We start from the raw sequence: 26,915 nt of genomic DNA on the forward strand, positions 1-26,915 counted from the left end.
GAAAAGAACGAGGCATCTATTACCCCAGGCCTCACGGCCGGGCTAGGCCGGAGGGCCGGCTAAAGGGGAAAAGGAATTTTAATTTATCGTAGTCCCAGCAGAGCAAATACACGTTAGCCAGCACCATGAGGGGCGCCGTAACCCAGGAGCCGACAAAACGCACGGCCCAGGTCAGCACGCAAATGTTGACAATGATGGGCAGGTAAAGTAAGGCCCCCAGGGTGGCCGTGCGCGGAATGAGCAGTAACAGGGCGGCCGTCATTTGCATGACGCCCACAAAGGTGTAGTAGCAGCCGGTGCGGTGCAGGGCCTCCAGGTAGTGGCCCATGGGGTGGCAGGTAGACAAATCGGTGAAGCGCTCCCCCACCACTTTCACGTAGCCCGCAGGCAGAAAACCCAGGGCCAACACCACACGGTTGAACACCGTGAAGTCCCGCAGCCAGCGATTCTGCTTTACCCGGCAGTGCATGCGGTCCAGGGCAGGAGCAAGGCTCATAATGTAGGTTTGAAAAGAGCTTTGAAACACAAAGTTTACGGACAAAAAAATATGGCTATTAGCGGCGCGGCCAGCCCCGGCCCTAAGGTTATTGAAAGTTAAACAGCGGGGGGAAGGCGAAGGTGACCAGGAGGGCCCAGAGGCCGTAGAGGGGCAAGAAGGCGGCCATGCTCGCTTCCACCCGCGGTAATTCCGAGGCACTCTTAGCCCCACGGACCAGGTGGTAGGTAACCAGCAGCAGGTTGGCCAGAATCAGCAGATTGCCCCCCAGCACGGCCAGGCGGTTGGGGGTCATACCCCCTTCGCTCAGGCGGAAAACGATGGCCGACAAGGCTATGCCGTTCAGGACGATGGTCACCGCCGCCAGGGCGAGCAGGAGCAGGGTTGCCAGGCGGCCGCCGCCACCCTGGGCTTCCGCCACGGAAAACAGAATCAGCGCCATCACGCCCAGCAGCAGCAGGTTGAAGAGCAGCAGAAACTCCCGGTCGTTGTAGGGATCCTGGCCCGTAACCAGCACTGCCCCCAAGTACACGAGCAGCATCAGCAAGACCAGGGGAGTAAATACTTTGGCGATGACGGGCGATACTTTGCTGACCAGGTGGGGATTGGTTTGCACCAGGTAAGTGCCGACCACGGGCGCGGCCGCCAGTCCTCCAATCGCCACGTACTGAAAGTAAAACTCCTCGATGCGTAACCCAATTAGGGAAAACAACCCCAGGGTGATGGCAGTCAGCAGCCCGCCGGCCAGCAGGATAACGGCCGTCATCACGATCAAGTCCCCGTTGTAGCGCAGAAAAGCTAACCGCGCGGGGTAGTCCCTGAGGCGGTCGCCCAGGTAAGTAACGCCCAGCACGGTCCAGAGCACCACGGGCAGGTGAATGCAGGCCAAAACGAGAGTGTCGCTGGCCGGATTGTTGGGCAGGGCGTTTATATAAACGGCGGCCAGGGTAAATACGAGCAGGTAAACCAGCCGCCGGGGCCAGCGGGTCTGGTGCTTCCAGGCGAAGTAGGCTGTGAGCACGGGGAACACCACGAAGCCCAGATTGCGGGGATAAAAGAAATCGGGGCTGAGGCCCGCGAGCGCGGGTAGTTTGGCGATCAGGCCGGCCAGTAACGAGGCCAGGACGACAAAGGTTAATTCCTGACGGCTGCCCCAGCTTATTTCCGGGCTTTCGAAGCTTAGGCGCTCCTGCCAGACCTGTGCCGTCAGGTGGTTTTGGATAGTGGGATACAGGCCCGTGAAGGCGCGCTGGAACGCCGCTTGGTCGCCCCGGTACAACTGCTCCAGCTGGCGGGGATTCTCCAGGTTACGCAGAATTTCCTCTTTCATCGGGTGAGTTGTATGGTTGATCCTCCTGGACGGCGTTTGCGGCGGCGGCCCTCGCCGACAAGCACTGGCGTTGGGGCGTGAACGCTAGGGCCCGCTCAGCCTTAAAACAAAGAAAATAGAAGTACTTTGTATTTCAAAGTATAAACTGAAATTTGTTTACTCCCCCGCGGCGGACTTAGGCGTTTCTTATCTGCAGAGCAGTACTTAAGGGGAGAGCGAGAGAGTGATGGGCCCGCAACCGTCTCCCCAAGAGTAGGACTCAGCGGGCTCCAACCGAATCGGAAAAAAGAGGGCGAAGTCCGTGGGTGCGGCGGCCACGCGCCGGGCCTGAGCTATTTTTAATTTAAATGAAAGTTCTGGCGGTTGCGGGACAACAGCGGGTGTCGATCCACCAGCAGGGCCCACTGCAGGGCCAGGGCCAAGACCACGAGCAAAGCGATCTTGACGTGACTCCACAGGGTCGTCAGGTCATCAGTCACCACCGATCGGCGAGACAGCTGCTGACCAACCTGGAGTTGAATCTGGGTGAGGTGGCTCAGGTCCTCGTGAATCCAAGTAAACTGCCGCGCCAGCTCCTGGGCTTGGTCCGGCCGCGGCGGCGCGGGCTCCCGGAGCAGCTGACTTTCCAGGGCGTTGTAGCGGGCCAGGCGGGCAGTGAGGGCGTGAAATACCTGGTTTTCCTCGGCCACCATGTAAGTGGCCTGGTAGCGGGCGAGCAGGCCCTGCATAGCCCGGTTGTGGCCCATGAGCTGAGTCCGAGTGGCGGAGTATGGAGCCACCGTGGGGTCCGCCAGGCAGCTAGTTAGCAGCTGGCGCTTGGCGTACATGTGATCGTTGAGGGCAAACAAGTCGGTGGCGGGCCGCAGGCGGTCCTGGTAGAGGGTGGCAACTGAGTGGGTCACCTGGTGGAGCTGGCGCGTTTCCCACACGCTACTGCCCAGCACGACCAGCATCACCCCCAGCAGCAGGAGCGCGGGTTTAATTTTGCGGTGAACTCCCGAGAGCAGATTCATGGCACGGGGCTTAGGTGAAAGACCCTATAAGATAAGAAAAAACGGGGTAGGAAGGAAGTCTAGGAGGGGGTAGGAGCGGGGGTAAGCTCGGGGAATCTACTACTACGGCGCGGACCAATTGCATTCCAACTTAGCCCTCCCCAGCCTGCCCGAACCGGGATAAGTAAAGCTGCCTCCGGGCTTGGCTGTCCTGCATCTATGGGGGCATAAGCAGGCATAAACCTTCTTAAACACTAAACTATTCACCTTGCCGCCGGGCAAGGCAAGCGGCGGCCAGCGACGTAATTGGCTTCATGAATCTTGCTCTTTAGAGGCAGATCAAGGGAATAATACGCCAAGCAGGAGCTTTTATCAGGGGGAGTTCAGGAGTGATGGTAGGGGATGGGGGAGCTAATTGTAAAATTCGTTGGGTGTTACCCAAGCTGCCGCCACCCTGTTTATTAAGTCTGAGAAAGTGCAGCAAGCCGTGTCTTGGTGGCCCCAGGCCCTCGGGAGAGCACAGGCCTACCAGCGTTGAAAAACTGGAAAATGTCGTGTCGTACGGCTTCCTATCCTTGCCCTAAGCAAAGAAGGTATACGAAAAGCAGCTGAGCAGAGAAACCGCTAGCAGCCCTGGCTGATAACGGTTTTTCTGACCGTAATAAGGCATGGGCAAATAACCTGCCGGCAGTAAATACGAGTATTTAACTGCTGCAATAATTATGGTAGTGATGTAGTGATGTAGTGATGTAGTGATGTAGTGATGTAGTGATGTAGTGATGTAGTGATGTAGTGATGTAGTGATGTAGTGATGTAGTTAAGGGCGGCAAAGGTACTGGCTTGATTGATCAAGGCGTTAATAATTGCGAGGTAAAAGAGACCCAACAGAAATAAGGCGATCATGATACCTTTTAATGAGTATTAGATTAGGGCTTAGCTGCGTGTTTAGCTTGTCTAGAAGTCACCCATTTACTGATAAGCCTGCAGCCTCACATTCCTTCACAGTTACTCCAGTAGGTTATAAATACTCAGAATAAGTTTACTAATTACTAGATTCGCTGCTTCAAGTAGGGGAACTACTCAACTATATATTCACCGGTAAAAAGTGCTAAGTTGCTCATTATCAAGCAATGACTGCAAAGAGGGGTAAGGTGTCACCTTTTCTACGTAAACAGCATTCTAGGTTATCTAGCACAGCAATTAGTAGTAGCTATTTTACGAGTATACTGCCTAGGCTAGCTTATATAGCATGGAGAAATCACCAAAAGAGCTGATTACAGAATTTTAAAAGCTAATTCATTCGCGTATCTTTTGTGAGCGCAAGATTCTTGGTTCAATTTGTAATGTGTAACTCACTACGCATTGGCCCAGAACCCTACCCACGCCCGGGCGCGGCCCCTACCTGCTATCCCTTCGGCTTTGCTTTCGAACGGTTATGGCCTACGCAATTCTCCGCATTGGCAAGATCAAGTCGCACAGCTCGGCGACCAGCAAGACCCAGCACAACTACCGCCTGCAGCTTACCCCCAATGCCGACCCAGAGCAGCAGCACAGCAATCAGGAGTATCTCAATCACGCTCTGCGCAACTACTGGGACCTGGCGCAGGAGCGCATCCACGAGCTGGGCCTAACGCGCCTGCGTGGCGATGCCGTGCGGGCCGTGGAGGTCCTGCTCACCGCCAGCCCTGAGGCTTTCCGGCGCGATGCCCAAGGCCGGGCAGCAGACATGCGGGCCTCGCCCTGGGTGAAAGATAACCTGTACTTCTTGCAGCAGCGCTTTGGGGCGCGCAACGTGGTCAGCTTTACCCTGCACCAAGATGAGGTGACCCCGCACGTGCACGCGGTAATCATCCCGGTCACCGCGGACGGACGCCTCTCCTCGCGCGATGTCTTCAGCCCCAAGAGCCTGCGCCAACTGCAGACGGACTACGCCCAGGCCATGGCGCCCTACGGTATGGCGCGGGGCGTCCAGTACAGCACCGCTATCCACCAGGATGTGCGCCGCAACTACGGGGCCCAGCAAACCAGCAAGGAACAGTTGGCCCAGGTGGCCACCCCACTAGAGCCCGCACCCTTCGCCGTGGGCGAGATGAAGTGGCACGAGCACCTGCATCCCCAGGACTACGTCGAGCGGGAGCTGGCCCGCTTGAACGCCCATCTCGCCGAGCAAGTAGCCCTCGTCAACGCTAAGCTGGCAGAAGTGGCGCAGGTGGCCACGGCTAACACCATGGCCCAGGAGCGGGCGCGGGTGATGGAGAAGCGGGTGGCTAAGGCCGAGCAAACCCTGCAAGCACGGGAGAAACAGTTACTAGATTTGCAGACAAAGTTGAGCACCGCAGAGGCCACTAACGCGAAGCTCACCAGCGTAACCCAGCAGCTAGCCGTGCGCTGGGTACAGGGGGAGATGCCGGGGGAACCGGTTGTGGCCTTCGCCGAGCAGGTGCGGTCGCAGGCCCACCGACGCATAGAGCAAGCGGCCACAGAGGTATTGCAAGGGCCGCTGCGTAGCCGCGACGAGCTGGAGGCCGCCATGCAGGATAAAGGCTATCGGTTGCGCTTTGCCCCCCAAACAGGGATGGAAATTATCTGTCTAACGACAGGCACCCGGATGCCGCGCGAGCAGGTGCGGCCCAATGGACAGAGCTTCAATGACCAAGTGGAAGCGGCTGTGGCCCGTACCCAAGCGGAGCTCCGCCAGCAAAACCAGGGGAGAAGCATTCGGCGCTGAAACCGACGTTCACTTATTCACCCAAAAATGGAGTATTAAAGCCTATTTATCCTTTTATCCCTAAGCGCAGTTGTAGCCTCCCCACCCCGTTTGCGATCTTCGCTGCATAGTGAGCATTAAAGGCTAGTGCTTTTCAACTAAAGCACGACGGAGGCAGCGTATCAGGTGCAAAGCTGAAGTGGGTAAGGAGAAACTCCTTAGCAATGGGGCAGCTCGAACGAAGAGAGGAGCAAATCAAGTGCTTGCGGAAGAAGGTGAGATAGCACGGGCGCGGAAATGTGCCTTCGTAGGGTATCAAGCTAGAGGAACAGATGGAGTCAATTGACTGTATCGAAATTAGCGCCCTTCCGGGTTCTTATTTTCTTGGGGTGGAAGCGAGAGTTGTTGCACCCTCTATAGGGATGGCAGGAGGGAGGATTCAAACTCGGCTGGTAAGGAGCTTACCACGTTTACAAGCATTATAAGATTGACTAGGCGGCAACCAGCCGCTGTTGGCTTTTAGGTCTTGTTCGCCGCAGTACACCACTCAATTTTTCCGAATCAACCCTTCCAGACTCGAACGGCACCATTTTAGTACAATTGACGCGATAAGTATATGTTGAGCTGAATGCTTACACCTTACCAGGCTTTAATCCCTTATTTTTGCCTAGTTTTATTCTTTATTTTTATCTGCTAGCCATATAAGTATGTCGCTACCCGAGTGCTATTCATTCGCTCGTATCCCTTCCTCGCCCCCAACTATTGCTGCTTTAGCTGAAGATGTTGAGCGCGTGCTCTGGTCAGTGATGATTCCAACTTATAATTGTAGCGCCTATTTGCGAGAAGCAATCCGCAGTGTCTTGGCCCAGGACCCAGGGGCCGATATAATGCAAATTGAAGTGGTGGATGATGCCAGCACGGACGAGGATGTGCAGGCCTTGGTGGCGACGCTGGGCACGGGCCGGGTGCAATATTTCCGCCAGCCAGTCAATGTCGGCAGCCTGCGCAACTTTGAGACCTGCATTCAGCGGGCCCGGGGGCACTGGGTGCATCTGCTGCACGGTGACGATCGCGTCAGCTTGGGCTTCTACGTCCAGCTCGCGCAGCTTTTCCGGTTGCATCCGGAGGCGGGAGCCGTTTTTAGCCACTTTGCGTTTATCAATGAGGCGGGAATCCGTACCCATGGACCGCCGCCCGTCGCCCTCAGGGCCGGCGTCTTGTCAGATTGGCTGCCCCGCATTGCCGAGTACCAACGCATTCAGTACGTATCCATTGCTGTGCGCCGGGAGGTGTACGAAAAGGTGGGCAGCTTCTACGGTACCACCTACGGGGAGGACTGGGAAATGTGGGTGCGGATTGCGCGCTCTTACCCCGTGGCCTATACCCCGGAGGTCCTGGCCGAGTACCGCGGCCACAGCCAAAGCATATCCTCGCAAAAAGCCCGAGCCGGTCATCTAGTCCCGGATTTAATTCAGGTAATTGCCCGTATCCAGCAGCACCTACCCGACCAGGACAAGGAAAGAATAGGGCGCCAGGCCAGCAAACACTACGCCTACATGAGCATAGGCGGAGCCTATAACATCCTGCACGAAACGAAAGATTGGTCCCTGGCCCATACCCACATAAGACAGGCCTTGCAATTGAGTCGCCACCCTTTGGTATACTACCAGCTCCTTAAATTCTATCTTAAGCTTCTGGTTCGTACACCGTAGGCAGGGGTAGGGCAAAGCCCCCGTCAAAAGGACCAAGGATAACATGGTGCGTCCGGGTCACGCGTCATCTGGCAACCTCTTCAGGTATTCTTGGTGCCTGCCCGCTACATTTTTTACTAGCTTTTTCACTATATGGTATCTAACACCGAGCAAAAGTGGGACTGGGAGCTTGGTGCGCAGCCCAGTTGGTGGGGCTCCAGTAACTCCGAGCTGTGGGCCTACCGCCACCTCCTGCTGGGCCTCATCCGGCGGGACTTTTTGCTCAGCTACCAGCAAACGGTTCTCGGCCCACTGTGGGTACTCCTGCAGCCCCTGCTGACGCTAGCCACGTACCTGATTGTATTTGGCAAAGTAGTGGGCATTTCCACCCAGGGCGCGCCCCCCGTGCTGTTCTACCTAGCTGGCATCGTACTGTGGAACTTGTTCAATGACGCCTTCACCGGCACGTCCACCACCTTCCGCGATAACGCCCATCTCTTTTCCAAGGTGTATTTTCCCCGCCTGGTCGTGCCCCTAGCCCAGCTGAGTGGGCAGCTGCTGCGCTTTGGCATTCAATTCCTGTTTTTGCTCCTGCTAGTTGGCTACTACGCCCTTTTCACTTCTTGGCCCCTACCCACGAGCCTGCAGCTCCTGCTAGTGCCCGTCGTGCTGGGGATGGTGGCTACCCTGAGCCTGGCCCTGGGCTTGATTTCCTCGGTCCTCACGGGCAAATACCGAGATATAACGTATGTGGTCGGGCTCGGCATTCGCCTGCTGATGTTTTTGACGCCCGTTATCTACCCCGTAAGCTACGTTCCGGCGCAGTGGCGTTGGCTGGTGCAGCTCAACCCGCTGACCAGCTTCTTCGAGCTTTTCCGGCGTGCGCTACTGGGTCAGGGCCTGGTGACGGCGCCGCAGGTCGTGTACAGCTGCGGCTTTACCCTGCTGCTGCTGCTGGTTGCCCTGCTGACATTCAACCGGCAGGGGGATAAACTAGTGGACGTCGTCTAGGGCCGTGGCGGAAGTAGCAATCAGTATCCGCGACTTGTCGAAGCTGTATCGGCTCGGCACCACGGGCTCGGGCTCCCTGCGTCAGGACCTGCAGCGGTGGTGGACCACGTCCATCCGCCGCAAAGACGACCCCTTCTTTCAGGTGCCGGCCGCGGCGGGCTCCGCTATCGCAACCGGCCAGACCCTCTGGGCCCTGCGTGACATCAACTGGGAAGTAAAGCAGGGCGAGGTGTGGGGCGTTATTGGCAGCAATGGGGCGGGCAAGTCCACGCTGCTCAAGATCATCTCCCGCATTATCCGGCCCACCCGGGGTAGGGTGCGGGGCCGGGGGCGCATCAGCAGCCTGCTGGAGGTGGGCACGGGCTTCCATCCCGAACTGAGTGGGTGGGAAAACATTTTTCTGAGTGGCTATATCCTGGGCATGAGCAAGGCTGAGATTCGCAGCCGCTTTGATGAGATCGTTGATTTTGCCGGATTGGCGCCCTTCCTAGACACCCCGGTCAAGCGCTACTCCTCGGGCATGTACGTGCGCCTGGCTTTTGCCGTGGCCGTGCATCTGGAGCCCGATATTCTGATTCTGGACGAAGTGCTGGCCGTGGGCGACGCCGAGTTTCAGAAAAAGAGCTTAGCGAAGATCCGCGACGTGTCCCGCCACGCCGGGCGGACCGTCCTCTTCGTTAGCCACAGCCTGCACGCGGTCACCCAGCTCTGCCAGCAGGCGCTGTGGCTGGACCACGGCCAGGTCCGGGAAAGCGGGGCGGTAAGCCAAGTCGCCAACCACTACGCGGCGGCTGCCCAGCACAACTCAACCAAGCACAGCTGGGCGACGCCGGCAGAAGCGCCGGGCACGGCCGAGGTGCGGTTTAAAGAAGTGGAACTCTTGCCCCAGCTGCTCACGCCGGGAGCCCCCCTGGATATTCGCTCCGCCTTAACCGTGCGGTTTGAGTTCTGGAATCTAGCGGATACGGCCGTGTTGAGTGCGGGCCTGCACCTGTACTCTTATACCGGCGAGTGCATCTGCGATATTCCTTCCCCGGCCGTGACCTGCGCCCCAGGCGTCGTAGCCGGGGAGTGCATCATCCCCGGCAACTTCCTCAACGATGGGTCTTATTACATCTCCCTGGTCATCGTGCGGGATACCGCCGTCGAGCTGTTCTGCTACGAGGAGTGCCTGTCCTTTACCCTGGAGGACTTCCGGGGGGAGATTCAGTGGTACGGCAAGTGGATGGGAGCCGTGCGCCCGCTGTTTCCTTTTCAGCTGCGGCCCCAGGAGCTGGTTTGTGCACCTAACACCCTATGAGTTCAGATCTGCCCTACCGCATCACGCACGTTTATTTGCACCAGGAAGTACTGGGGCCACCGGAGCCCCGCCAGCACGGACACTACTTGGTGTTCTGGTGGCAGGAACTGGCGCTCGGGCACCTGTTTGTTTCCCCCGAACAACCCCTGCTGCCGGCAGCCTACTACCCGGCCCTGGCCACAGCGATTGCGCCCGCCGTGCAGCACTACGCGGCCCGCCAACATAGCAGCAGTGCGCCCGACCAAGCGTTACTGGCGCGGGGCGACGTAGCGGGCTGGCGTGCCGGGATGCAGGCCGTGTTGGCGCCTTTACTGCCATCGGCCTTGCCGCCCCAAGTGCCGGTGTCGGTGATCATTTGCACGCGGGACCGGGCGACGCTGCTCCAGCGCTGCCTGACGATGCTGCGCGCGCTGCCCTGCGCGCCCACCCAAATTATCGTGGTGGACAACGCGCCGGCGGATCCGAGCACGCGGGAAGTCGTGGCCGCCTTCGACCAGGTGCTTTACGTGGCCGAGCCCCGACCAGGCCTGGATATTGCCCGGAATACGGGTATCCGGGCCGCGCAGGAAGCCATCATCACTTTTATCGACGATGATGTAGTGGTTCATCCCTGGCTCATGTACCGCGTCTGGGAAGCCTTTGAGGAGCCGGCGGTGGTGGCCCTCACCGGGTTAATACTCGCCTTGAGCCTGCAGACGGCAGCGCAGCTAACCTTTGAACGCGCCTGGAGCTTCAACCGGGGCTACGTGGACAAGATTTACGGGCCGGAGTACGTGCAGCAAGCGGGCGCGGCGCCCCGGGTGTGGGAGATCGGCGCCGGCGCCAACATGGCCTTCCGCAGAGCCATCTTCGACCAGGTAGGCTACTTTGATGAGCTGCTGGACGTGGGCGCCGCCGGTTGCAGCGGCGACTCGGAGCTGTGGTTTCGCATCCTGCGCCACGGCTTCCCCGTGCACTATACGCCGCGCGCTATTGTCTATCATGAGCATCGCCGGGACATGCGCGGCCTAAAGCGGCAGCTTTTCTACTATATGCGGGGGCACGTGGCGGCGGCCCTCACCCAGCACGCGCAGTTGCCGCTGGCCGGCTACCAGCGCTATCTGTTTTGGGAGGTTCCCCGCTACTATGCGCACCGATTCAAGGTTGGGTTTCCCTTCTTTTGCAGCCCCACCTTGTGGGCGGAGTTAACCGGGGTGGTCTCCGGCCTCTTTTACTATTACCGTACCCGCCGCCCTTCCAGTGAGTAGCCCCCCGAGTATGACTTCCACCCCGGTCGCCGCCTGGCCGCTCGTAACGATTATTATCCCTTGCTACAACCACGGAACCTACTTGCCGGACGCTTTGGCCAGTATCTGGCAGCAGCACTATCCGGCCCTGGAGGTCATCGTCGTGGATGACGGCTCCACGGATACTACCCGGCAGGTCGTGGCGGCCTACCCGTCAGTCACTTACCTTCACCAACCCAATCAAGGCTTGTCCGCGGCCCGTAATACGGGTGTTGCGCGCAGCACCGGCCAGTGCCTAGTCTTTTTAGATGCGGACGACTGGCTGTTACCGGATGCCCTGCGCACGAACGTGGTCTACCTCCAACGCAACCCCGCCCTGGCCTTCGTCTCGGGGGGGCACGACAAGGTTTTCGTAGCCACCGGCGTCACCCAGGCGGAAACCCACGCCGTAACGAGCGACCACTACCGCCACCTGCTGCAGGGTAACTATATTGGCATGCACGCCACGGTCATGTACCAGCGCTGGGTCTTTGACGAGTTTGCGTATGATACTACCCTGCGCGCCGTCGAGGATTACGACCTTTATCTGCGCGTGGCCCGCGAATACCCCGTTGCGCACCATACCCGGCGCGTGGCCGCCTACCGCCGGCACGCCAGCAACATGTCCGGCAATATTCCCCTGATGCTCTCGACGGTGCTGCTGGTACTGCGCCGCCAGCGTCAGCAGCTGCGCAGCCCGGCCGAGCGGCAAGCCTACGCGCGCGGTCAGCGCGTGTGGCAGGACTACTACAGTCGGGAGTTATACCACACGCTGCGCCAGCCTTCCGCCCGAACCGCGGCTTGGGCGGAAGGCTGGCTCCTGCTCATTCACCAACCTCCTTTGGCCCTCCGTTACGCCGTACTAGCAACTGCAACCATGGTTAAGAAGCTACTTAAGCAGTGCGCGCCCGCCTCCGGGCTGCGGTTCTTGCTCAAAGCCGGCCTTTACCCAGGCTACTGCCCGGCCGTTGGGCAAGTCGTCTTGGGTGATTTGGCCCGCACGAGTCCCCTCAGCACCGAGTTTGGCTACGACCGGGGGGGGCCGGTGGACCGCTACTACATTGAGGGCTTCCTGCAGGCCCATGCTCCCACCATTCGGGGGCGGGTGCTGGAGATTGGCGATAACGCTTATACCCTCCGGTTCGGGCAAGGTGTCACTCAGAGCGACATTCTGCACGTCGATGAGAGCAACCCCCACGCGACCTTTATTGGGGACTTAAGCCATGCCCCCCACTTGCCTGACAACGCGTTTGACTGCATTGTGCTGACCCAGACTCTGCATCTGATCTACGACTACAAGCTGGCGCTGGCTACCTGTCATCGGGTGTTAAAGCCCGGCGGAGTCTTGCTGCTGACCGTGCCCGGCATTACCCCCATTGACCGGGGCGAGTGGCAGCGGACCTGGTACTGGTCTTTCACGGACCGTGCCCTAGTTCGTTTATTCGCGGAGGTCTTCCCCGGGGAAGCTACCATCACTTCTTATGGCAATGTGCTGATTGCTACGGCCTTCCTATACGGCCTGGGCCGGGGCGAGGTAACGACAGAGCAGCTGGATTACTACGACCCCCAGTTTCAGGTTATCAACTCGGTAAAAGCCGTGAAGGCTTAATTCAGTGATTCGAAAGCTACTTTCGGCCCTTCACGTACTGCCCCCGGCGCAGGCGTGCGTACTCCTGTACCACCGGATTGCCACGCCCGAATCCGATGTCTGGAAAATTGCCGTGGAACCCGCTCATTTCGAGCAGCACGTCCGGGTGCTCAAGGCCTCGTACCGTGTGGTTTCAGTCTCGGAACTAGTAGACTCGGTCGCCCGCGGCACCGTGAAACCGAACAGCGTAGCCCTGACGTTCGACGATGGCTACGCGGACAACTTTCTCGTTGCCAAACCCATCCTGGATCACTACGGGTTGCCCGCTACTTTTTTCATTGCCTCCCACTACACGGATCAGGCAGAAGAGTTTTGGTGGGATGAGCTCGAGCACCTGATCCTATTTTCGGCTCACCTGCCCGCTCGGTTTTCGCAGGTTATCGGCGGACAGCTTATCGACGTAGCCTTGGGGAACGAAGCTTGCCTGAGCAGCCACGGGCGGCAGCAACAGCAGCACTGGGATGCGTGTGCGGCGCTGCCGCCTACGATCCGGAGCCGGCTATTTTATCAACTCTGGGAGCTGCTGCGCCCCTTGCCTATCCGCGAGCAGCAGCAGCACTTGGACCGCATCCGGCAGTGGGTGGGAGCGCCACCTAGCCAGCGGCCGGCTTATCGCAGCATGTCGCGCCAGCAACTGCAAACCTTAAGCGCTAGTCCTTTGCATGAGCTCGGCCTGCATACAATGTCCCATCCCGCCCTAGCTGCCCATCCCCTGGGGTTTCAGCGGCAGGAACTGCTCGGCAACCAAGCTTTTCTGGAGCGCGCCACCGGCCAGAAAGTCGATTTAGTGGCTTACCCCTACGGCAACTATAATCAGCAGACGCTGACCTTGGTCGAGCAAGCCGGCCTGCGAGCTGCTTTTACCACGGAGGAAAAAGTGGTAACTAGTACTTCCAATCGCTATCACCTCGGGCGCTTTCAAGTTCCTAATTATTCCGCTGCCTCTTTTACGCGTGCCCTGCACCAGTGGCTTCACCCCTCCTAACGTCTCATGTCCCTGCCAGCGTTTCCCCTGGTTACCGTCGTCATTGCATTCCTCAACGAAGAGCGCTTTCTGGCCGAAGCGGTAGAGAGCGTGCTGCAGCAGACGTACGCGCACTGGGAGTTGATTCTGGTCGATGACGGCTCCACGGATCAGAGCACCGGCCTGGCGCAACGGTATGCGCAGCGGCGGCGCGACCAGATTAGGTACTGTGAGCACGAGGGTCACGTCAACCGGGGCCTGAGTGCCAGCCGCAACGAGGGCATCCGCCGTGGCCGGGGCCAGCTGATCGCCCTGCTGGACGCGGATGATGCCTGGCTAGCGGACAAACTAACCCAACAGGTGGCCCTTTTTCACCAACACCCCGGCATCGCCATGGTTGCGGAAGCCTCTCGTTACTGGTATAGCTGGCAGCCGGGCGCGCCCGCGGATGTTATGATTCCAGTGGGCGCCCCCGCTGGCCGCGTATACCCGCCCCGGGAACTGCTCTTTCTCCTTTACCCCCTGGGAGCCGGGGCGGCGCCCTGCCCCTCGGGCCTAATGCTGGAGCGGCAGGCCCTGCTGGCCGCGGGCGGGTTTGAAGAGTCCTTCACCCAGCACTATCAACTCTACGAGGACCAAGCGTTTTTGCACAAGATCTATGTCCGGGAGAAGGTCTACGTCTCGGCGAGCTGTGGCAACTATTACCGCCAGCGGCCGGGGTCTATCGTGCAAACGGTAACGCAAAACGGGCAGTACCACGTCGTGCGGCGTTACTTCCTGGAGTGGTTTGCGGCCTACCTGCGGCGGGAAGGCCTCGGCGTCGCCCACGTAGAGGCCCTGCTGGCCCGCGCTTTGGTGCCCTACCACTTTCCCCTTACCCACCGCTTCCTCTCGGCGCCCTACCAGCGGCTCCGCCAGCGGGTGAATACTTTTTTTCGGTTCTCCGCTTAACCTTTATGCCTCGCCTCTCCGTTCTGCTGCCGGTGTATAATGCGCAGGCCTTTTTGGCTGAAGCCATTGATAGCATCCTGGGGCAAACTTTTACCGACTTTGAGTTCATTATTCTCGATGACGGCTCCAGTGATAGCAGCCCGGAGATAATTCAAGCTTATGGCGACCCACGCATCCGCTTTTACCGCAACGACCAGAACCTGGGCATCAGCCAGACCCTGAACCGGGGCATCGCACTGGCGACCACGGAGGTCATTGCCCGGATGGATGCGGATGACCGCAGCCATCCCTCCCGCCTTCAGCAGCAGTATGACTACTTGGTGGCTCACCCCGAGTGTGCCATGATTGCCTGCTGGGTGCGGATTATCGACGCGGAGGGCCGTTTCCTGCGTCAGGATGCCTTCGACTGCGCCTACTACTACTACAACCTGACCTTCATATGCTGGATTTATCATCCCACGGTCATGTACCGCAAAGCCGCCGTAACGCAGGTCGGTGGGTACAAGGAGGCCTACTCCGAGGACTTTGAGCTGTTCTGGCAGCTCGCGCGCCAGTTTAGTATCGCTACGCTGCCGCAGGTGCTGCTGGACTATAGGGAAACAAACCAGAGTCTGCACCAGGTAGTTAAAAAGCAGGAGTACTACTACGCCCAGCAGACGCAGGTCCAGCGCAACATTCGCTATTATACCGGACCTGAGCTGGTCCTTAGTACGGCTGAGCTGCGGTGTCTGCAGCACGACTTCGCTCCGATGCTGGCGTCGGGCAGCGTCGGCAGCATTTTAATCTTATTGCAGAAGCTAGAGGTGATTACGGCCGGTGTTATGAGCAAGCCGAACCTTAACCTCGATCAGCACGCCGTGCGCGCCGCGGCCGCCTATAAGAAGTCATTCATCACTTCCTTTTTCGCTCGGCACTTACCCCAACCCAAGGGTGTTTGGCTGCTGTTGCGGTTAGGCCAGTTCCGCTTAATTCTGTGGGAGTTTCTGCGACTCTGAGCCGAGAAGCATTTTAACTCTTGGTAGCCTCTACGATAGCGGTTCGTAGGATGGTATTGACTGGAACTAAGGTTAGAGCTACCCAGACTTTATCCCAAAAAGCTACCATGGCCGCCTAGTTTTTATGAATTTGCAGAGCGCCCCAGCTAATGAGCACAACACTTAATGCTGTTTTTCTTAGGTGATCTGTGTCTAAGAAATTCTGCTCCAGCAGTTGCCCATTCCTCTTTAGGACGAGGCCGAGGAAGAAAAGTAACGGTGCGTCTGCCTTAACCTGGAGGAGCTCGAGATTCGGAACCCCAAGCTGATTGCCGTAATCCTGGGGGATGCGAAGATGCTTAATACCCTCTTTTCGTTTTACTACAAGCACAAGACCGTCAAGGTTAAGGCCAACAAGATTCCGGGGGGCTCTTTCTCAAAGTGGTGGGCCTGCCCTAACCCGCCGCCACTGCCAGCAACCAAGGCCTTTGTAGAGGGCTAGTAAAAAACGAACCACCCCGCCTAAGGGGTATGTAGCGGAAGTATGCAAGGCCCGAAGTGGCTAGTGGGATCAATCGCCATCATTGATAAGTAAGCCTTCCAGAGGAATCCTAATGAGGCGCTTTGTTAGCACTTGCATATCCTGGCGGTGAATGGCTTTAAAGGGAAAGTGAGCACATCGAAATCGACCCTGATAGATTACTGTTCCTAAGATATGCTGGTCGCCCTGATAATTGAAAATAAATGTTTGAACAACAGTAGCATCTGGTAAACGCGTAGCTCGTCGATGCAGAAAACAAAAGTTTTAAAGTTAACTCAGATACTAATTCAACATTTAATACAATTGTGCATTGTTCTTCCTGTCACTGATGCCAGTACAATATACTAAGCGCAAATGTCTATGCAGCTAGTGTAACGTGTCCCTTAACAGTCGATGCTCATCTTAACATTGTCATGAACTCTTACTATTGTCTAGCTTGAAAAGTGGCAGCCTTCCCACCGGGCCTCAACCAAACCGGCTCTGGATACTCGATAAGTTGTGGACGTTTGTAGGTCGCAAAAAGCCTCCACTTAGCTTTAGCTGCCCATTTAGCTCCGTAATCCGCGTGGCTAGGGTATTTAGCTGTTTTTCTATGCTAACCAAGCTAGTTGGCTTTGGGCTTCGGTAATAACAGATACTTATCTTTGCTAGAGTTAAACCCTTTCATTATACTTGAAACATTATAAGCAAACAGTATAGTGTTTCAAGTATTATGACAGAATAAAATGCTTACTCCTATTGCTAATACCTACGGATGGAAGTCGGCTCAAGCGGAACATAGCCATTCTTATCTACTTCCTGCTACTACTTCATATTTGAAAAAGTATAAGGTTCAATCACTACTTGATATCGGCACAGGAAATGGCTCAACACTTCCTCACTGGCTATCGCAAGGCATAAAGGTAGCAGCAATAGAGCCGGATAATGAAGGTTTTAGTTTGGCAAGCCAGCATAATCGTGCAGATGTTCGCAAGCTCGGTGTTGGCGATGCAATACCAGCTGAATGGAGGGGGGCTTTTGATGGTATAGTTTGCCTGGAGGTTATTGAGCATTTGTTTGATCCAGTGCAACTTGTGAATACTGTTAATATTGCCTTGAGTAAAGGGGGGGTGTTAATTATATCGACTCCTTATCACGGTTATATAAAAAATGTTGTGCTTGCTATTGCTGGTAAATGGGACTTCCATCATCATCCAAAAAGAGTAGGGGGACATATAAAATTTTGGTCAAGAAATTCTTTAACCTCTCTACTGAACGAGGCGGGATACGAGGAATGTTCTTTTAAAGGTGTTGGGCGTTTTCCTTACTTATGGAAATCTATGATTATGGTTTTCAAAAAACGCGCATAAATTTATATTTAATTACTATTCAGTTCTATTTAATTTAACGCACATTTTCGGAGAAAATTGCAGATGCGAATCACTAGCAAACCTTCTATAACTTTATAAACTAAACTTATTCATATTAAAAAATTATATTATTTATAAAATCTAACTTATATAGTGACTAAGCGCGAAAAGTTTTTGCTTTGCTTTAGCGATGCAGCTAAAACAACCGTGTCGGGCAGTTGACTAGTGCCAGATTTAGTCTTGGTAATTGGATAGGGGCAAAAAAGAGTCGGTAAGTTGCGCGGGTAGTTCCTTAGCTTCCATCAGCATTTTAGGTAGTGCTAACCTCTCCTTACTGATTCGTATTAGTATGTTGTCTAATTCCTGCTCAAGCAACGGCAGTGGACATTGTATTTGCACCATATGGTCGACGCCTAGCTTTACAAGGTGGTATCTACTGCTAGTCGCGTGTACATCAGCACAGATTCCGTCCTAAATAGCTTTTAACTTGTATTCCAAAGGTTGGCAGTAACTAGGCTTGGTCCTGTCTAAACGCGGCTATGAATTAACTTAAGCCAATAATAGATAGCTACGGTTTGTGAGGTGAGATGAAGCAAACTCCGCACATCTATGAACACTGTGGGCCTATACGCATATAGACTTATCAATAGACTCAAAGGCTAAGTTCTGATCGACTCCAGCATACGCCTCAAAGCCAGCCACGTGCACGTAACTTACCACAGCGCCCACCAATGACGAAAGCCTAGCCTTAGGTGAGCTCGGCGCCTGCATCTTGTTCTTACCGATGACATCTGCCCCTGGCGTTTGCCCAGCATCTGCGCTACTTATGCATAAACCAGCAAATCAGTGGTCGTACGCCTACGGCACACAACTTTATGCGAATGGTCTGCGCTGGCTAGTAAAGCACATCCTGGGCTAACCTATTTTGCGCACGTGGCTGTCGATTTCAAATTTATCCCCGCTCAATTCAGTCGGCATTTGTAAGTTAATATAGCCATTTACCTCAATCGTACCAGGATTCCACACGTGCTCGAGTCATGCCCTATGATTTAGAAGATAAGAAACGGCTAAAGCGGATACTTGGTTTTTCCACAATATAATAAGAAAGAGCAGCACAAATAAAGATAGCTATTATGGCAAACGAAGGCTGTGCTATTGACCATCCGTTGTAGAAGTGAGACCGCCCAGTAAAGAGTTGCTGCCACAGGTAAATGCTATAAGAGCAAGCGCCAATCCACTGCACCCAGCCCCAACGCAGGGCCGGACACCGATCAGGGTTTTCCACGAACCACAGTACTAAAAAGCCATAAGAGATAGCTTCTAGTCCGTCTAAAATAAGCCAAATGAACGAGGATTGTGGATTAATAAAGGGCAAAATGAGAATAGCGGCAATTATACCTGTGGGAAGCAATGCAGATGTATTTTGTACTATTTTTTGAACTTTTGTTATATGCAAGGCAACAAGAACTCCCACGATGATGTAGCGAAATGGGTAAAGCACCGCTATATTAATGAGCGTCAAATGTATATGCTGAGATGCTTCTGTTGCTAGTTTGTAGGCCAGCAGGCAAATAAAGAAAAGGATTAGAAGCAGTAAGGTCGTAAGCTTAGGGCGGAAGCGAAGGACGGTCACCATAATGGGTGGAAAAAAAAGGTAGTATTGTTCTTCAACTGAGAGCGACCATGTATGTCCAAGAAACCATCCATCCGAAGTAGTAGCCTCACCGAGCAGCCCTAGATTACCTAAGAACAAGCTGCTCCATAAAAAACTAAGGGGCTTTATTGAAATATAATCTGCTTGGCAAAGTAAAGCTAGCCCTAGAAGGTAAAAGGCAAAAGGCGGGATGATGCGAAAAAACCGGCGTCGGTAAAAACCTCTCAAGGACACTCGACCAAATGCTAGCGCTTCTCGAATTAGTAAAGAAGTTATAATAAAACCACTAATCACAAAAAAGATATGAACTCCTCCTTCTCCTAAAGTGAGAAAAATTGTTTCAGTAGTAGGGTTAACATTATAATTTCCTGACCAGTTTATAATGTGGTGCATTACTACCAATAAGACTGCGAAGGCTCGAAGGCCATCTAATTCGAGGATGCGATGTGTTTTCAAGATATTTTAAAAGGTAAGAAACAAATATATAGTATAATTTTACATATACTTAAAGCTGATCAAACAAGGTTCTTACAAGTAATTAAATGTTGCTTGTGCTAGAACAGTACCATAATCGTGCGTAAAGCCTATTCCTTTCGATCATTAGTTATAAACTAGCTGCAGATTTCACTCATTATTTAGGAAGAAAATCATAGGTTTACTTCAACTGTCATATCATTTCTTATTTTACTTGAGTCAGCACTATTGTACTAGCTGGGCATAAGATTATTGCAAAAGAGATTAGTAGATACCTTGCCTGCTATCTTTTTTGCCACGAGTGAAGCACACTCAGAATAGTTATGTGCTAACTTTATACATAGATTCATTGTACCAAGCAGTTTTAAGGCCGTTTGGGATAATGAGTACTCTTGCTTAGCCTCAGCCGTCCCTTTGAGCATTCGGCTACACGCATTAGGCTAGCTTATGTTAGCCCGACATTTAAGGGCATTACCTTATTCAATGATGACAGCCAAAATGACCTCAGAGTCGCTCGATAAAAGAGACCTGAAGGATATGCCCTGCAAGGCTTAAATGCTATACCTAACCAGCAAGAGTCGGAGCACTCAGACGTTGATCCAGCAGTAAACATCTCAAGCTTGATGACGTCTGGCAGCAGGCTCTTCTCGTGACCAAAGTAAGGAAAGTGTAGGTTGCCCGTAACGAAGAGAGGCTAGCACTTTGCGAGCCTAACTAAACCTCACGTCAGGAGTCGGTTGTTTTTATAAAAAAGCTTTGGTCAGCGCGCTGTATGGGCCAGCCGTGCACGCAGGCACCTACAAGCACAACATCGTCTAGGTCCCTCGAACTCTAGTTCTGCAGAGCGCTATGCGTGGTCCCAGCGCGTATTTTATCTAGCCACCGGCAGCATAATAACTGCCCTAGAAGCTACTTAAAATAGCCATGCTTGCAGACTTTGGACACTACATCAAACGCTAGGACTCGCTAAATATGGTCCCAGGTGCAGCTGAAGGCTATGCCATAGGCTGTCAAAACATCCGCCGCATCCTGGCCGTCTGCACATGCAGCTTGGTAAAAGCCGCGCAAGCTGGTGAGTTAAATAGTAATAAAAATATACAGCAGGTCGTTTTTGCCCAAGGCTTTGGCGAAGGCGATATAAAGGTGGCCCAAATGATAGTCCTGATTGTCTTATACTGTACATGGTCAAACCCGAAGGAAATAGGTGTGAAATCGTTGCTTATAAGACGTAGACACTACTGGCTAGTGTTAAGGCAGAAAGCCCCAGCAGGGGCTCCTTCAAGAATGAGCACGGTCAAGGCTGGCCTGGGCCTCAGCGGAGCAGCCTCAACAGTAACGCTAAGGCCTATGAAGCACAGTTGTGTATTTGAAGCCAGGGTGGGTCGGTAGAGTGCGACTGCGGTTGTAGACTACTTGTTAGACAGATTTAAGCGTAATTCCTGCACGGAAAACACGCTACCCCTGGCACTATAAAGCTAATGAGTACTATGCTTAGGCATATAGCTCACTAAGACTTCCTCAAAAGAAGTCATGATATGTTCAATCGACAAATACTGCTCAGCATACTGTCGAGCCTTAGCGGATATTACTAGAATGTCCTGAGCCAGCGCACGCTGCACCCCAAAATTCAATGCCGCCTGACTTTCCGCGTCGACCAGTATGCCTATTTCGTGTTTTCGAACTAGGGTGTACAAACCAGACCCCTCATTTGCCGTAATTAAGGCCAGACCACCTACAGCAAGGATAGTTGTTAACTTAGAGGGCATTACTAAGTCGCTGGCGGTTGCTTTCTGAATAACGAGATGCACATCGGCCATGTTTAGAAAGCGATTAAACTTCTCAGGAACTTGCAGGGGAAGAAAGACCACATTAGGAAGCGCTAAGTTATGAGCTAAGGTTTCCAGGGTAGCTTTGTAGGGTCCGGAACCACAAATGACAAATTTTAGGTGGGGATGGCGTCGGTACTCTTGCGCAGCATATAATATAGCGTCTAGCCCTTGTTTTTCGCCAACAGCTCCAGAGTACAGAATAATTCTGTCCGTCGGCGCAAACCCAAATTCAAGTTTGAGGGGGGCCTTGTCTACAATAGGATAAAATAGCGTTAAATCAGTCCAGTTAGGCAGTAACATTACTGGCTTATGCGCTTTGGCCTCTATTCGGCGAACCATGCCTTCCGAGATACTACTAATACTGTCCGCGCGCTTAAATATGTAGCGCTCAAATTTGAGAAGGAGGGCAATAACTGTCTCGGACTTTATCAGCTGCAGGTCTCGAGCAGCCTCGATCTGCATATCTTGGATATGATAAAAGAACTTGGCGTTGCTTAATTTCTGGTATAAAACGCCCAGTAAGCCAAAAAGGAACGACGGAGCCACCACGACAACGGCGTCATAGTTGCGACTTGGCAACAGGTGAAGTAGTTTGCCCGCCGCGGAAGCAAGAAACGAAAAGTCCAGCAGGATGCGCTTCAGCCCGGAAGGTTGAGGAGGCACGTACATTGGACAGCGACAAATTTTTAGTTGGCCTCCCGAGGTAAACTGTTCATCCTCGGTTGTATATCGCAACCTATTTTGGGTGTAAGGTTCCTGTACCTGCCAGTAAGGGTAGTAGGGATACGTTGTAATTATAGTACAATCATAGCCTTTGCGCGCTAACCAATACATCATTTCTCCGCTGTACTTACCAATTCCCGTCGGTTCAGGATAAAAATTATATCCAATCAGTAGTATCCTTTTTTTCATAAGAGCTTATTGCCCGCGGGTAAACATACAGGCATAGTTAAAAGTAGAGGCTATTTTCTTGTTACTGAAATGGCTGAGCACTTTCCTGCCCTTATCAAGTAAATGATAGCGATTATAGCTCCGTTGATGTTAAGAATGACGGCTACTCCTAGGTTGCCAACGTATTGAATAGCTCCAATAAGGACGCTCAATCCCAGACAACAGTAAATAAAAGCAGCTCTTTTTTTGAAATAGCTAGCATAATATAAAGGGTGCCGGGATAAATAAAATTACGTTACCGATTAAACCAGGATAAAAGTGATAAGACGCCTCGGTAAAGTTGATTTTAAGGTTAGTTTATTCTTCATACAAGCCACTAAGAGGCGTAAAAATCACTATTCTATCCGCATATAACTTCCTACAACGGGCAAAGAACACAATGCAACCAACTAGAAACGAGTGGCTTATAAAGAGAAGGATTTGTGCCAACCTCATTGGTAAGAAAGGTCAACGTGCTTCCGGCCAACATCTATACGCCTTTGGCTATGGTTGGCGCGAGACAAGAAAGACAGGGCATCTACCCATTTAATTGCCTAGCCGTAGGCTGTGTATAAGGCTTACTTAAATCAAGATGCATTACCCTGAGATGTAGGATGTCCTTTCTTCGTATCGGGTAAGTCAAGGACTGCTCATAGGAAGGCAGTATGCCACCAAACGGAATGCCTTACTGCGGGACAACTTTAGAAACCACTTATAAAGGTTGTGTATGGGATTGGATCGCACCCTTGTACTTATTATCGAAAATTCTTAATGTAGATAATCCCTAGTGCGTGAATGAAGCAGTTTGAGATTGGCTCACTTGGATGGAAACATTTTATCCCAATCGCTATCTGAGACAATTACATAATGCATAAACTAGCCTTATTACTTTAGGGTGGGCTTGGAATAATCGCTGGGCGTTGGGTTATTTCATGGTATTGGAGTACTCCTTCCGCAAAATAATGAGCGACCAAGCTTTTGCGGGTCAGATGGGGTTCAGTGATTGGGGAGCCAGCATGCAACAGGTTCGCGTGCCAGATAAGCACATCTCCCTTCTTAGCAGTAAAGGAGCGTGGCTTTAAGGCGTGCTGCAAGATTATTTCCTCAATCTTTTCTTCATAACGTCGACGCGTGTCTAATCCTAACTGTAGGGTGGTGTGCTGTGGATTAAAATCTTCACTCATTACGTAATTTAATCTATGGCTGCCGGGATAGTAAAGCAGTTCACCGCTACCCTTTTGAATATCTTCTAATGCCAGCCACATTGCGGTAAGGTACCCAAGTGGCTCTGTTGTAAAATGTATGCTATCACTGTGAGGCTTCTCGCCACTCCCGAAAATAAAATTGACAGTTTGGAAAGGAATGATATCTTTTTGAAAAATAAATTTTACCAAGGCGGTGACAATTGGGTGGTAAAAGACTTCCTTGACTGTTTTACTATAATGCCATGCATTAAATATTTTCTTTTTAGTAAAATTAAAGTCAATTTTTCCTGTCTCTTTTAAAAATTCAATTTCTTTGTTAATTGATTCGGCTTCGTCAATAAACAGACCAGGTATAATGAGGAATCCTTGCTCTGGCCAATGAATGAGTTGTTGTTGAACTTGGAGAGGGAACAAGGCAAAATCAGGGTGTTGCCTAATTGCATCAGTAGTAATATCCTCCCTGTCCATCCATGGAATTGCAGCAGATCTGTGCTTAATATCCGCATGCGAAAGCTCTTTCCAGATGGCCTTCTTAATGCCATGCCGCTGATACAAGTTACGGTTTTTGCGAAGCCTTGATAACTTAAATAAGTTGAACAACCAATATGCAGGACGCATTCTTCGCAATATGCCAGTATATTTCTCAATCCACTTCACAGTAAAAGTTAGATTATGAGTTTAGAAGGCACGGGTAGCGTGAACAAAACATGAAAATTGCCTAAAGAAAACCCGTTTAAGTTTTCTACTGACTCTGGAAGTTAAAACTCTAGTGAAATATTTTTTTTGCTGAGAAGGTAATTATGGATTGCAAATGAAGTGTTATTCTGTATAACACATAGGCATAGTAGTATGTTAACAGCTATATAAATTCATAAACTCACAATTAGCTTCATCCACTTATTTAGCTTAGGGCCGCACAATTGTAGTGTATGCTAAGTTGGGGCTGCTTAGCCAGAGGGAACAGTTGCTGGACCAAGCTTTACTTCAGACGTAAAAGCTGCCGTCGACATGCCAATGACGAAAGTAGTTCTAAAGAAACGGACACATCGTTAACTTACGGGGCATAAAGTCAGGCCCTACGAGCAATCACCTTTGGTAAGGGAGAGCAGTTCTTTCTGGATGACACGCAACGGCCATTGATCGGTGAGCATTTCTGACTACCCTCGCATTAGACGTCGACCAAGCCTGTTTCATCCATATTTGGTTGGATTAGGTAAAACCCTTTGACATAGCTAACTAGTCCTTCGACAATCTTTCAGTAGGGCCAACTTCGGTGTTTACGATTTGAACCAGAAGATTGCGAACTGTTCAGAGCATAGACAAACAATTAATTATTCGTTAGTAATTTTTACTTGAGTTCTCTCATTTTAATTTGAATCAGAAACTCATGATACGCCATATTTACACAGTAAACAAATCCTTGTGAGCCTTCGAGAAACCCCAGATTAAAAACATAGGCCTGCACAAAGCGAAGCAAGGGCCAGCCAGGAACCTTGCTTAGCCAAGATTTTAAGGCTGGGTTACGGATACTAGCATGAGGCGCAAACACATCCTTAAAGGCAGGGCAATAGTGCAACCGAGCGACTGCTTCTTGACTGGAGTATTTGTTATGACGCTCTAACCAATGAGTCCAGCCCTTAGAAAAGCCGTAATGAAGGTAAGGTTCACGAACATACCCAATGTCACCGATGACATTAGCCTCTTTTTGACCATGACCAAAATCGGTAAAGCGGGCTCTGTTTTTTCTTAGCAACCTAAACTGCCATTTCGGAAAGTTATCGCAGTGTTTGAGCCATCTACCTTCCAAAATCATCTTCCAGCAGCAGTAGAAGCCGGCTACACTTTCTGTAGCACTACTAATTGCTAACAGGACTGCTTGGCGAAACTGTTCAGTTGCGACCTCATCGGCGTCTAGAAATAATACCCACTCATGCTTTATGCTTATATGGTCTAAAGCGTAATTACGCTGTTTTCCAAAGCTTTCAAATGGGTTGTTCCATGTCTTAATGCCGAAAGTACTAGCGATTTCAACCGTCTTATCCGTGCTCCCTGAATCCAATATATGAATATCATCCGACCACAATAGGGAGTTTAAACAATTTGGCAGGTCGAGTTCTTCATTCTTAGTTAAGATTATTACTGAAATCATAAAAAATTACTTAGAGAACATACTTTTAAACAGTTAAGATATTACTTATAAATGCATAATCAATTTAGTACTATAATCTGTTTCTAATTTTTGAGTAGCCAAGTGTAACAGAATAATATCTGAGTCACACTCAACAAATTTAGTCAAAGCGATAAGGTTATACCTATAAACAGCGATACATTATATAAGTGTTAAACACTGATTTGACGCCTTCACGTCTCCTTTGAACTTCAAATAATATGACGTCATTTTTGATTAAACTCATCATTCAGAGTGCCGATTTTTAACTGCAGCGCCTCCCGCATTTTTACTGCTGCTGGTCTTACAGCGAAATTGTTGCGATAAGTTAGCAGGCTTCGTTTTCCCATTACGCTTTTCTCTGATTCGGTTAGTTTACACCAGTTCTCCAGAAGCGATAGTGTTCCATCCAAAGTATCATCTGCTACTTGGCCACCACCTGCTGCCTCGATCTCGCGCCAGATATTTACTCGGTTGGAAATCAATACAGGCTTGCTGCAGGCTAGGGCTTCCACGACGGCTATACCAAAGTTTTCTTGATGACTTGGTAGGATAAAGGCCTCGCACCCGTAAAAAGCTCCCCACTTAGCGTCGCCGGTTAGCATTCCAGGAAAGAAAATAGTAGGTACTGGTACCGTGGCAGCTAGTTGACGAATAGCATGACCATAAGTGCTTTCTAAGCCCGGTCCCGCTATAACTAAAACCGGCAATTGAGAAGGTAATGATGGCTGCTGTTCGTGGCTAATATCAGCTTCATTATCCAACCCTAAGCTCGGTTCCAGTTTTCGAATTATTGCTTCTCGATAAGCAGTTATTAATAAATCAACCCCTTTTTTTTCATTTATGCGGCTCAGAAAAAGCAGGTAAGGACGACCTTTAACTTCTGGGCAGCGCTCCAAAAAGGCATTAGTAAGAGCCGGAACAAAAGGGGGTGGTTGAGCTATACCATAGCCGATATTTATTTCTCTTTTGGGCTTATAAGGCCAAAAGGCTAGGCGAGCCAATTGCAATTCTTCTTCGCAGGTAAATAAAACTCCATCCGACTCATTTATGGTCTTACTTTCTATTAATTTCCAATAAATCCAATTTCGTATAGCTTTAAATCGTCGGCTGGATGCCTTCTGAAAGTAGGGGTCCAGCATACCGTGAGGCATGACAAAGAGCTTAGGAGCCTTTTCCTCAGATTTAAACCGAATTCGGGTTTTATAAATATTTAAGGCTTTAGGAGTTGCATAACTGGGATATAACCATATTCCATGTACAATCACTACATCAAAGCGCCCCAAATTGTCTAAAAGCCAAGGGACAAGTTTAGGACTATAGTGCCACGGACCTTTTCCAGGGCCGAGAGCATGAACTATAAAATTATCTTTCCCGACAAATGGAGCGGAAGGGTCGTCCAGGCAGGCCACTTCAGTGTTAACTAGTAACTTGCTC

General features: G+C 51.9%; 18 protein-coding genes. 10 read left to right on the forward strand and 8 right to left on the reverse strand.

Going from position 1 to position 26,915, the window contains the following annotated elements:
- Window positions 1-31: 31 nt before the first annotated feature.
- The 3 genes from ACW9KT_RS20035 to ACW9KT_RS20045 all read right to left on the reverse strand — a co-directional run bounded on the left by ACW9KT_RS20035 (window position 32) and on the right by ACW9KT_RS20045 (window position 2,839).
- Window positions 32-496: a hypothetical protein gene (locus ACW9KT_RS20035; RefSeq protein WP_457083723.1), complete on the reverse strand. Its 465-nt coding sequence runs from the start codon at window positions 494-496 to the stop codon at window positions 32-34.
- An 88-nt stretch (window positions 497-584) separates the two neighbouring features.
- A complete protein-coding gene (locus ACW9KT_RS20040; RefSeq protein WP_457083725.1) occupies window positions 585-1,826 on the reverse strand; it encodes a hypothetical protein in 1,242 nt (413 codons plus the stop codon).
- A 338-nt stretch (window positions 1,827-2,164) separates the two neighbouring features.
- Window positions 2,165-2,839, reverse strand: coding sequence for an MCP four helix bundle domain-containing protein (locus ACW9KT_RS20045; RefSeq protein ID WP_457083727.1), 675 nt, complete (start codon window positions 2,837-2,839; stop codon window positions 2,165-2,167).
- Window positions 2,840-4,253: 1,414 nt separating this feature from the next.
- Here ACW9KT_RS20045 and mobV point away from each other — a divergent pair.
- From mobV to ACW9KT_RS20095, 10 genes are all read left to right on the forward strand, one after another.
- A complete protein-coding gene (gene mobV, locus ACW9KT_RS20050; protein ID WP_457083729.1) occupies window positions 4,254-5,546 on the forward strand; it encodes a MobV family relaxase in 1,293 nt (430 codons plus the stop codon).
- A gap of 686 nt (window positions 5,547-6,232) precedes the next feature.
- The gene (locus tag ACW9KT_RS20055; RefSeq protein WP_457083731.1) at window positions 6,233-7,237 is read left to right on the forward strand and encodes a glycosyltransferase family 2 protein; all 1,005 of its coding nucleotides are present in this window, start codon (window positions 6,233-6,235) and stop codon (window positions 7,235-7,237) included.
- 132 nt (window positions 7,238-7,369) lie between these two features.
- Complete coding sequence (locus ACW9KT_RS20060) at window positions 7,370-8,227, forward strand: ABC transporter permease (RefSeq protein WP_457083733.1); 858 nt, start codon at window positions 7,370-7,372, stop codon at window positions 8,225-8,227.
- A gap of 4 nt (window positions 8,228-8,231) precedes the next feature.
- A complete protein-coding gene (locus ACW9KT_RS20065) occupies window positions 8,232-9,527 on the forward strand; it encodes an ABC transporter ATP-binding protein (RefSeq protein ID WP_457083735.1) in 1,296 nt (431 codons plus the stop codon).
- Entirely contained in the window at window positions 9,524-10,774 is a 1,251-nt protein-coding gene (locus ACW9KT_RS20070) for a glycosyltransferase family 2 protein (protein ID WP_457083737.1), read from the forward strand. The genes ACW9KT_RS20065 and ACW9KT_RS20070 overlap by 4 nt, the downstream gene beginning before the upstream one ends.
- A 10-nt stretch (window positions 10,775-10,784) precedes the next feature.
- Window positions 10,785-12,401, forward strand: coding sequence for a glycosyltransferase (locus ACW9KT_RS20075; protein ID WP_457083739.1), 1,617 nt, complete (start codon window positions 10,785-10,787; stop codon window positions 12,399-12,401).
- Window positions 12,402-12,405: 4 nt separating this feature from the next.
- Complete coding sequence (locus ACW9KT_RS20080; RefSeq protein WP_457083741.1) at window positions 12,406-13,425, forward strand: polysaccharide deacetylase family protein; 1,020 nt, start codon at window positions 12,406-12,408, stop codon at window positions 13,423-13,425.
- 6 nt (window positions 13,426-13,431) lie between these two features.
- On the forward strand, window positions 13,432-14,355 hold the full coding sequence (locus ACW9KT_RS20085; protein WP_457083743.1) for a glycosyltransferase family 2 protein: 924 nt from the start codon (window positions 13,432-13,434) through the stop codon (window positions 14,353-14,355).
- Window positions 14,356-14,360: 5 nt separating this feature from the next.
- Window positions 14,361-15,350 (forward strand): glycosyltransferase family 2 protein, encoded by a 990-nt coding sequence (locus tag ACW9KT_RS20090; RefSeq protein ID WP_457083745.1) that lies wholly within the window; start codon window positions 14,361-14,363, stop codon window positions 15,348-15,350.
- A gap of 1,245 nt (window positions 15,351-16,595) precedes the next feature.
- The gene (locus ACW9KT_RS20095) at window positions 16,596-17,219 is read left to right on the forward strand and encodes a class I SAM-dependent methyltransferase (RefSeq protein WP_457083747.1); all 624 of its coding nucleotides are present in this window, start codon (window positions 16,596-16,598) and stop codon (window positions 17,217-17,219) included.
- Window positions 17,220-18,261: 1,042 nt separating this feature from the next.
- Here ACW9KT_RS20095 and ACW9KT_RS20100 read toward each other — a convergent pair.
- From ACW9KT_RS20100 to ACW9KT_RS20120, 5 genes are all read right to left on the reverse strand, one after another.
- Window positions 18,262-19,329, reverse strand: a complete 1,068-nt coding sequence (locus ACW9KT_RS20100; protein ID WP_457083749.1) for an acyltransferase family protein — start codon at window positions 19,327-19,329, stop codon at window positions 18,262-18,264.
- A gap of 1,493 nt (window positions 19,330-20,822) precedes the next feature.
- Window positions 20,823-22,088 (reverse strand): WcaI family glycosyltransferase, encoded by a 1,266-nt coding sequence (locus ACW9KT_RS20105; RefSeq protein ID WP_457083751.1) that lies wholly within the window; start codon window positions 22,086-22,088, stop codon window positions 20,823-20,825.
- A gap of 908 nt (window positions 22,089-22,996) precedes the next feature.
- The gene (locus ACW9KT_RS20110) at window positions 22,997-23,968 is read right to left on the reverse strand and encodes a phytanoyl-CoA dioxygenase family protein (RefSeq protein ID WP_457083753.1); all 972 of its coding nucleotides are present in this window, start codon (window positions 23,966-23,968) and stop codon (window positions 22,997-22,999) included.
- Between the two features lie 691 nt (window positions 23,969-24,659).
- Complete coding sequence (locus ACW9KT_RS20115; RefSeq protein ID WP_457083755.1) at window positions 24,660-25,460, reverse strand: glycosyltransferase family 2 protein; 801 nt, start codon at window positions 25,458-25,460, stop codon at window positions 24,660-24,662.
- 245 nt (window positions 25,461-25,705) lie between these two features.
- Window positions 25,706-26,890, reverse strand: a complete 1,185-nt coding sequence (locus ACW9KT_RS20120) for a glycosyltransferase (RefSeq protein ID WP_457083756.1) — start codon at window positions 26,888-26,890, stop codon at window positions 25,706-25,708.
- Window positions 26,891-26,915 lie beyond the last annotated feature (25 nt).

Source organism: Hymenobacter sp. HD11105, from assembly GCF_054051685.1.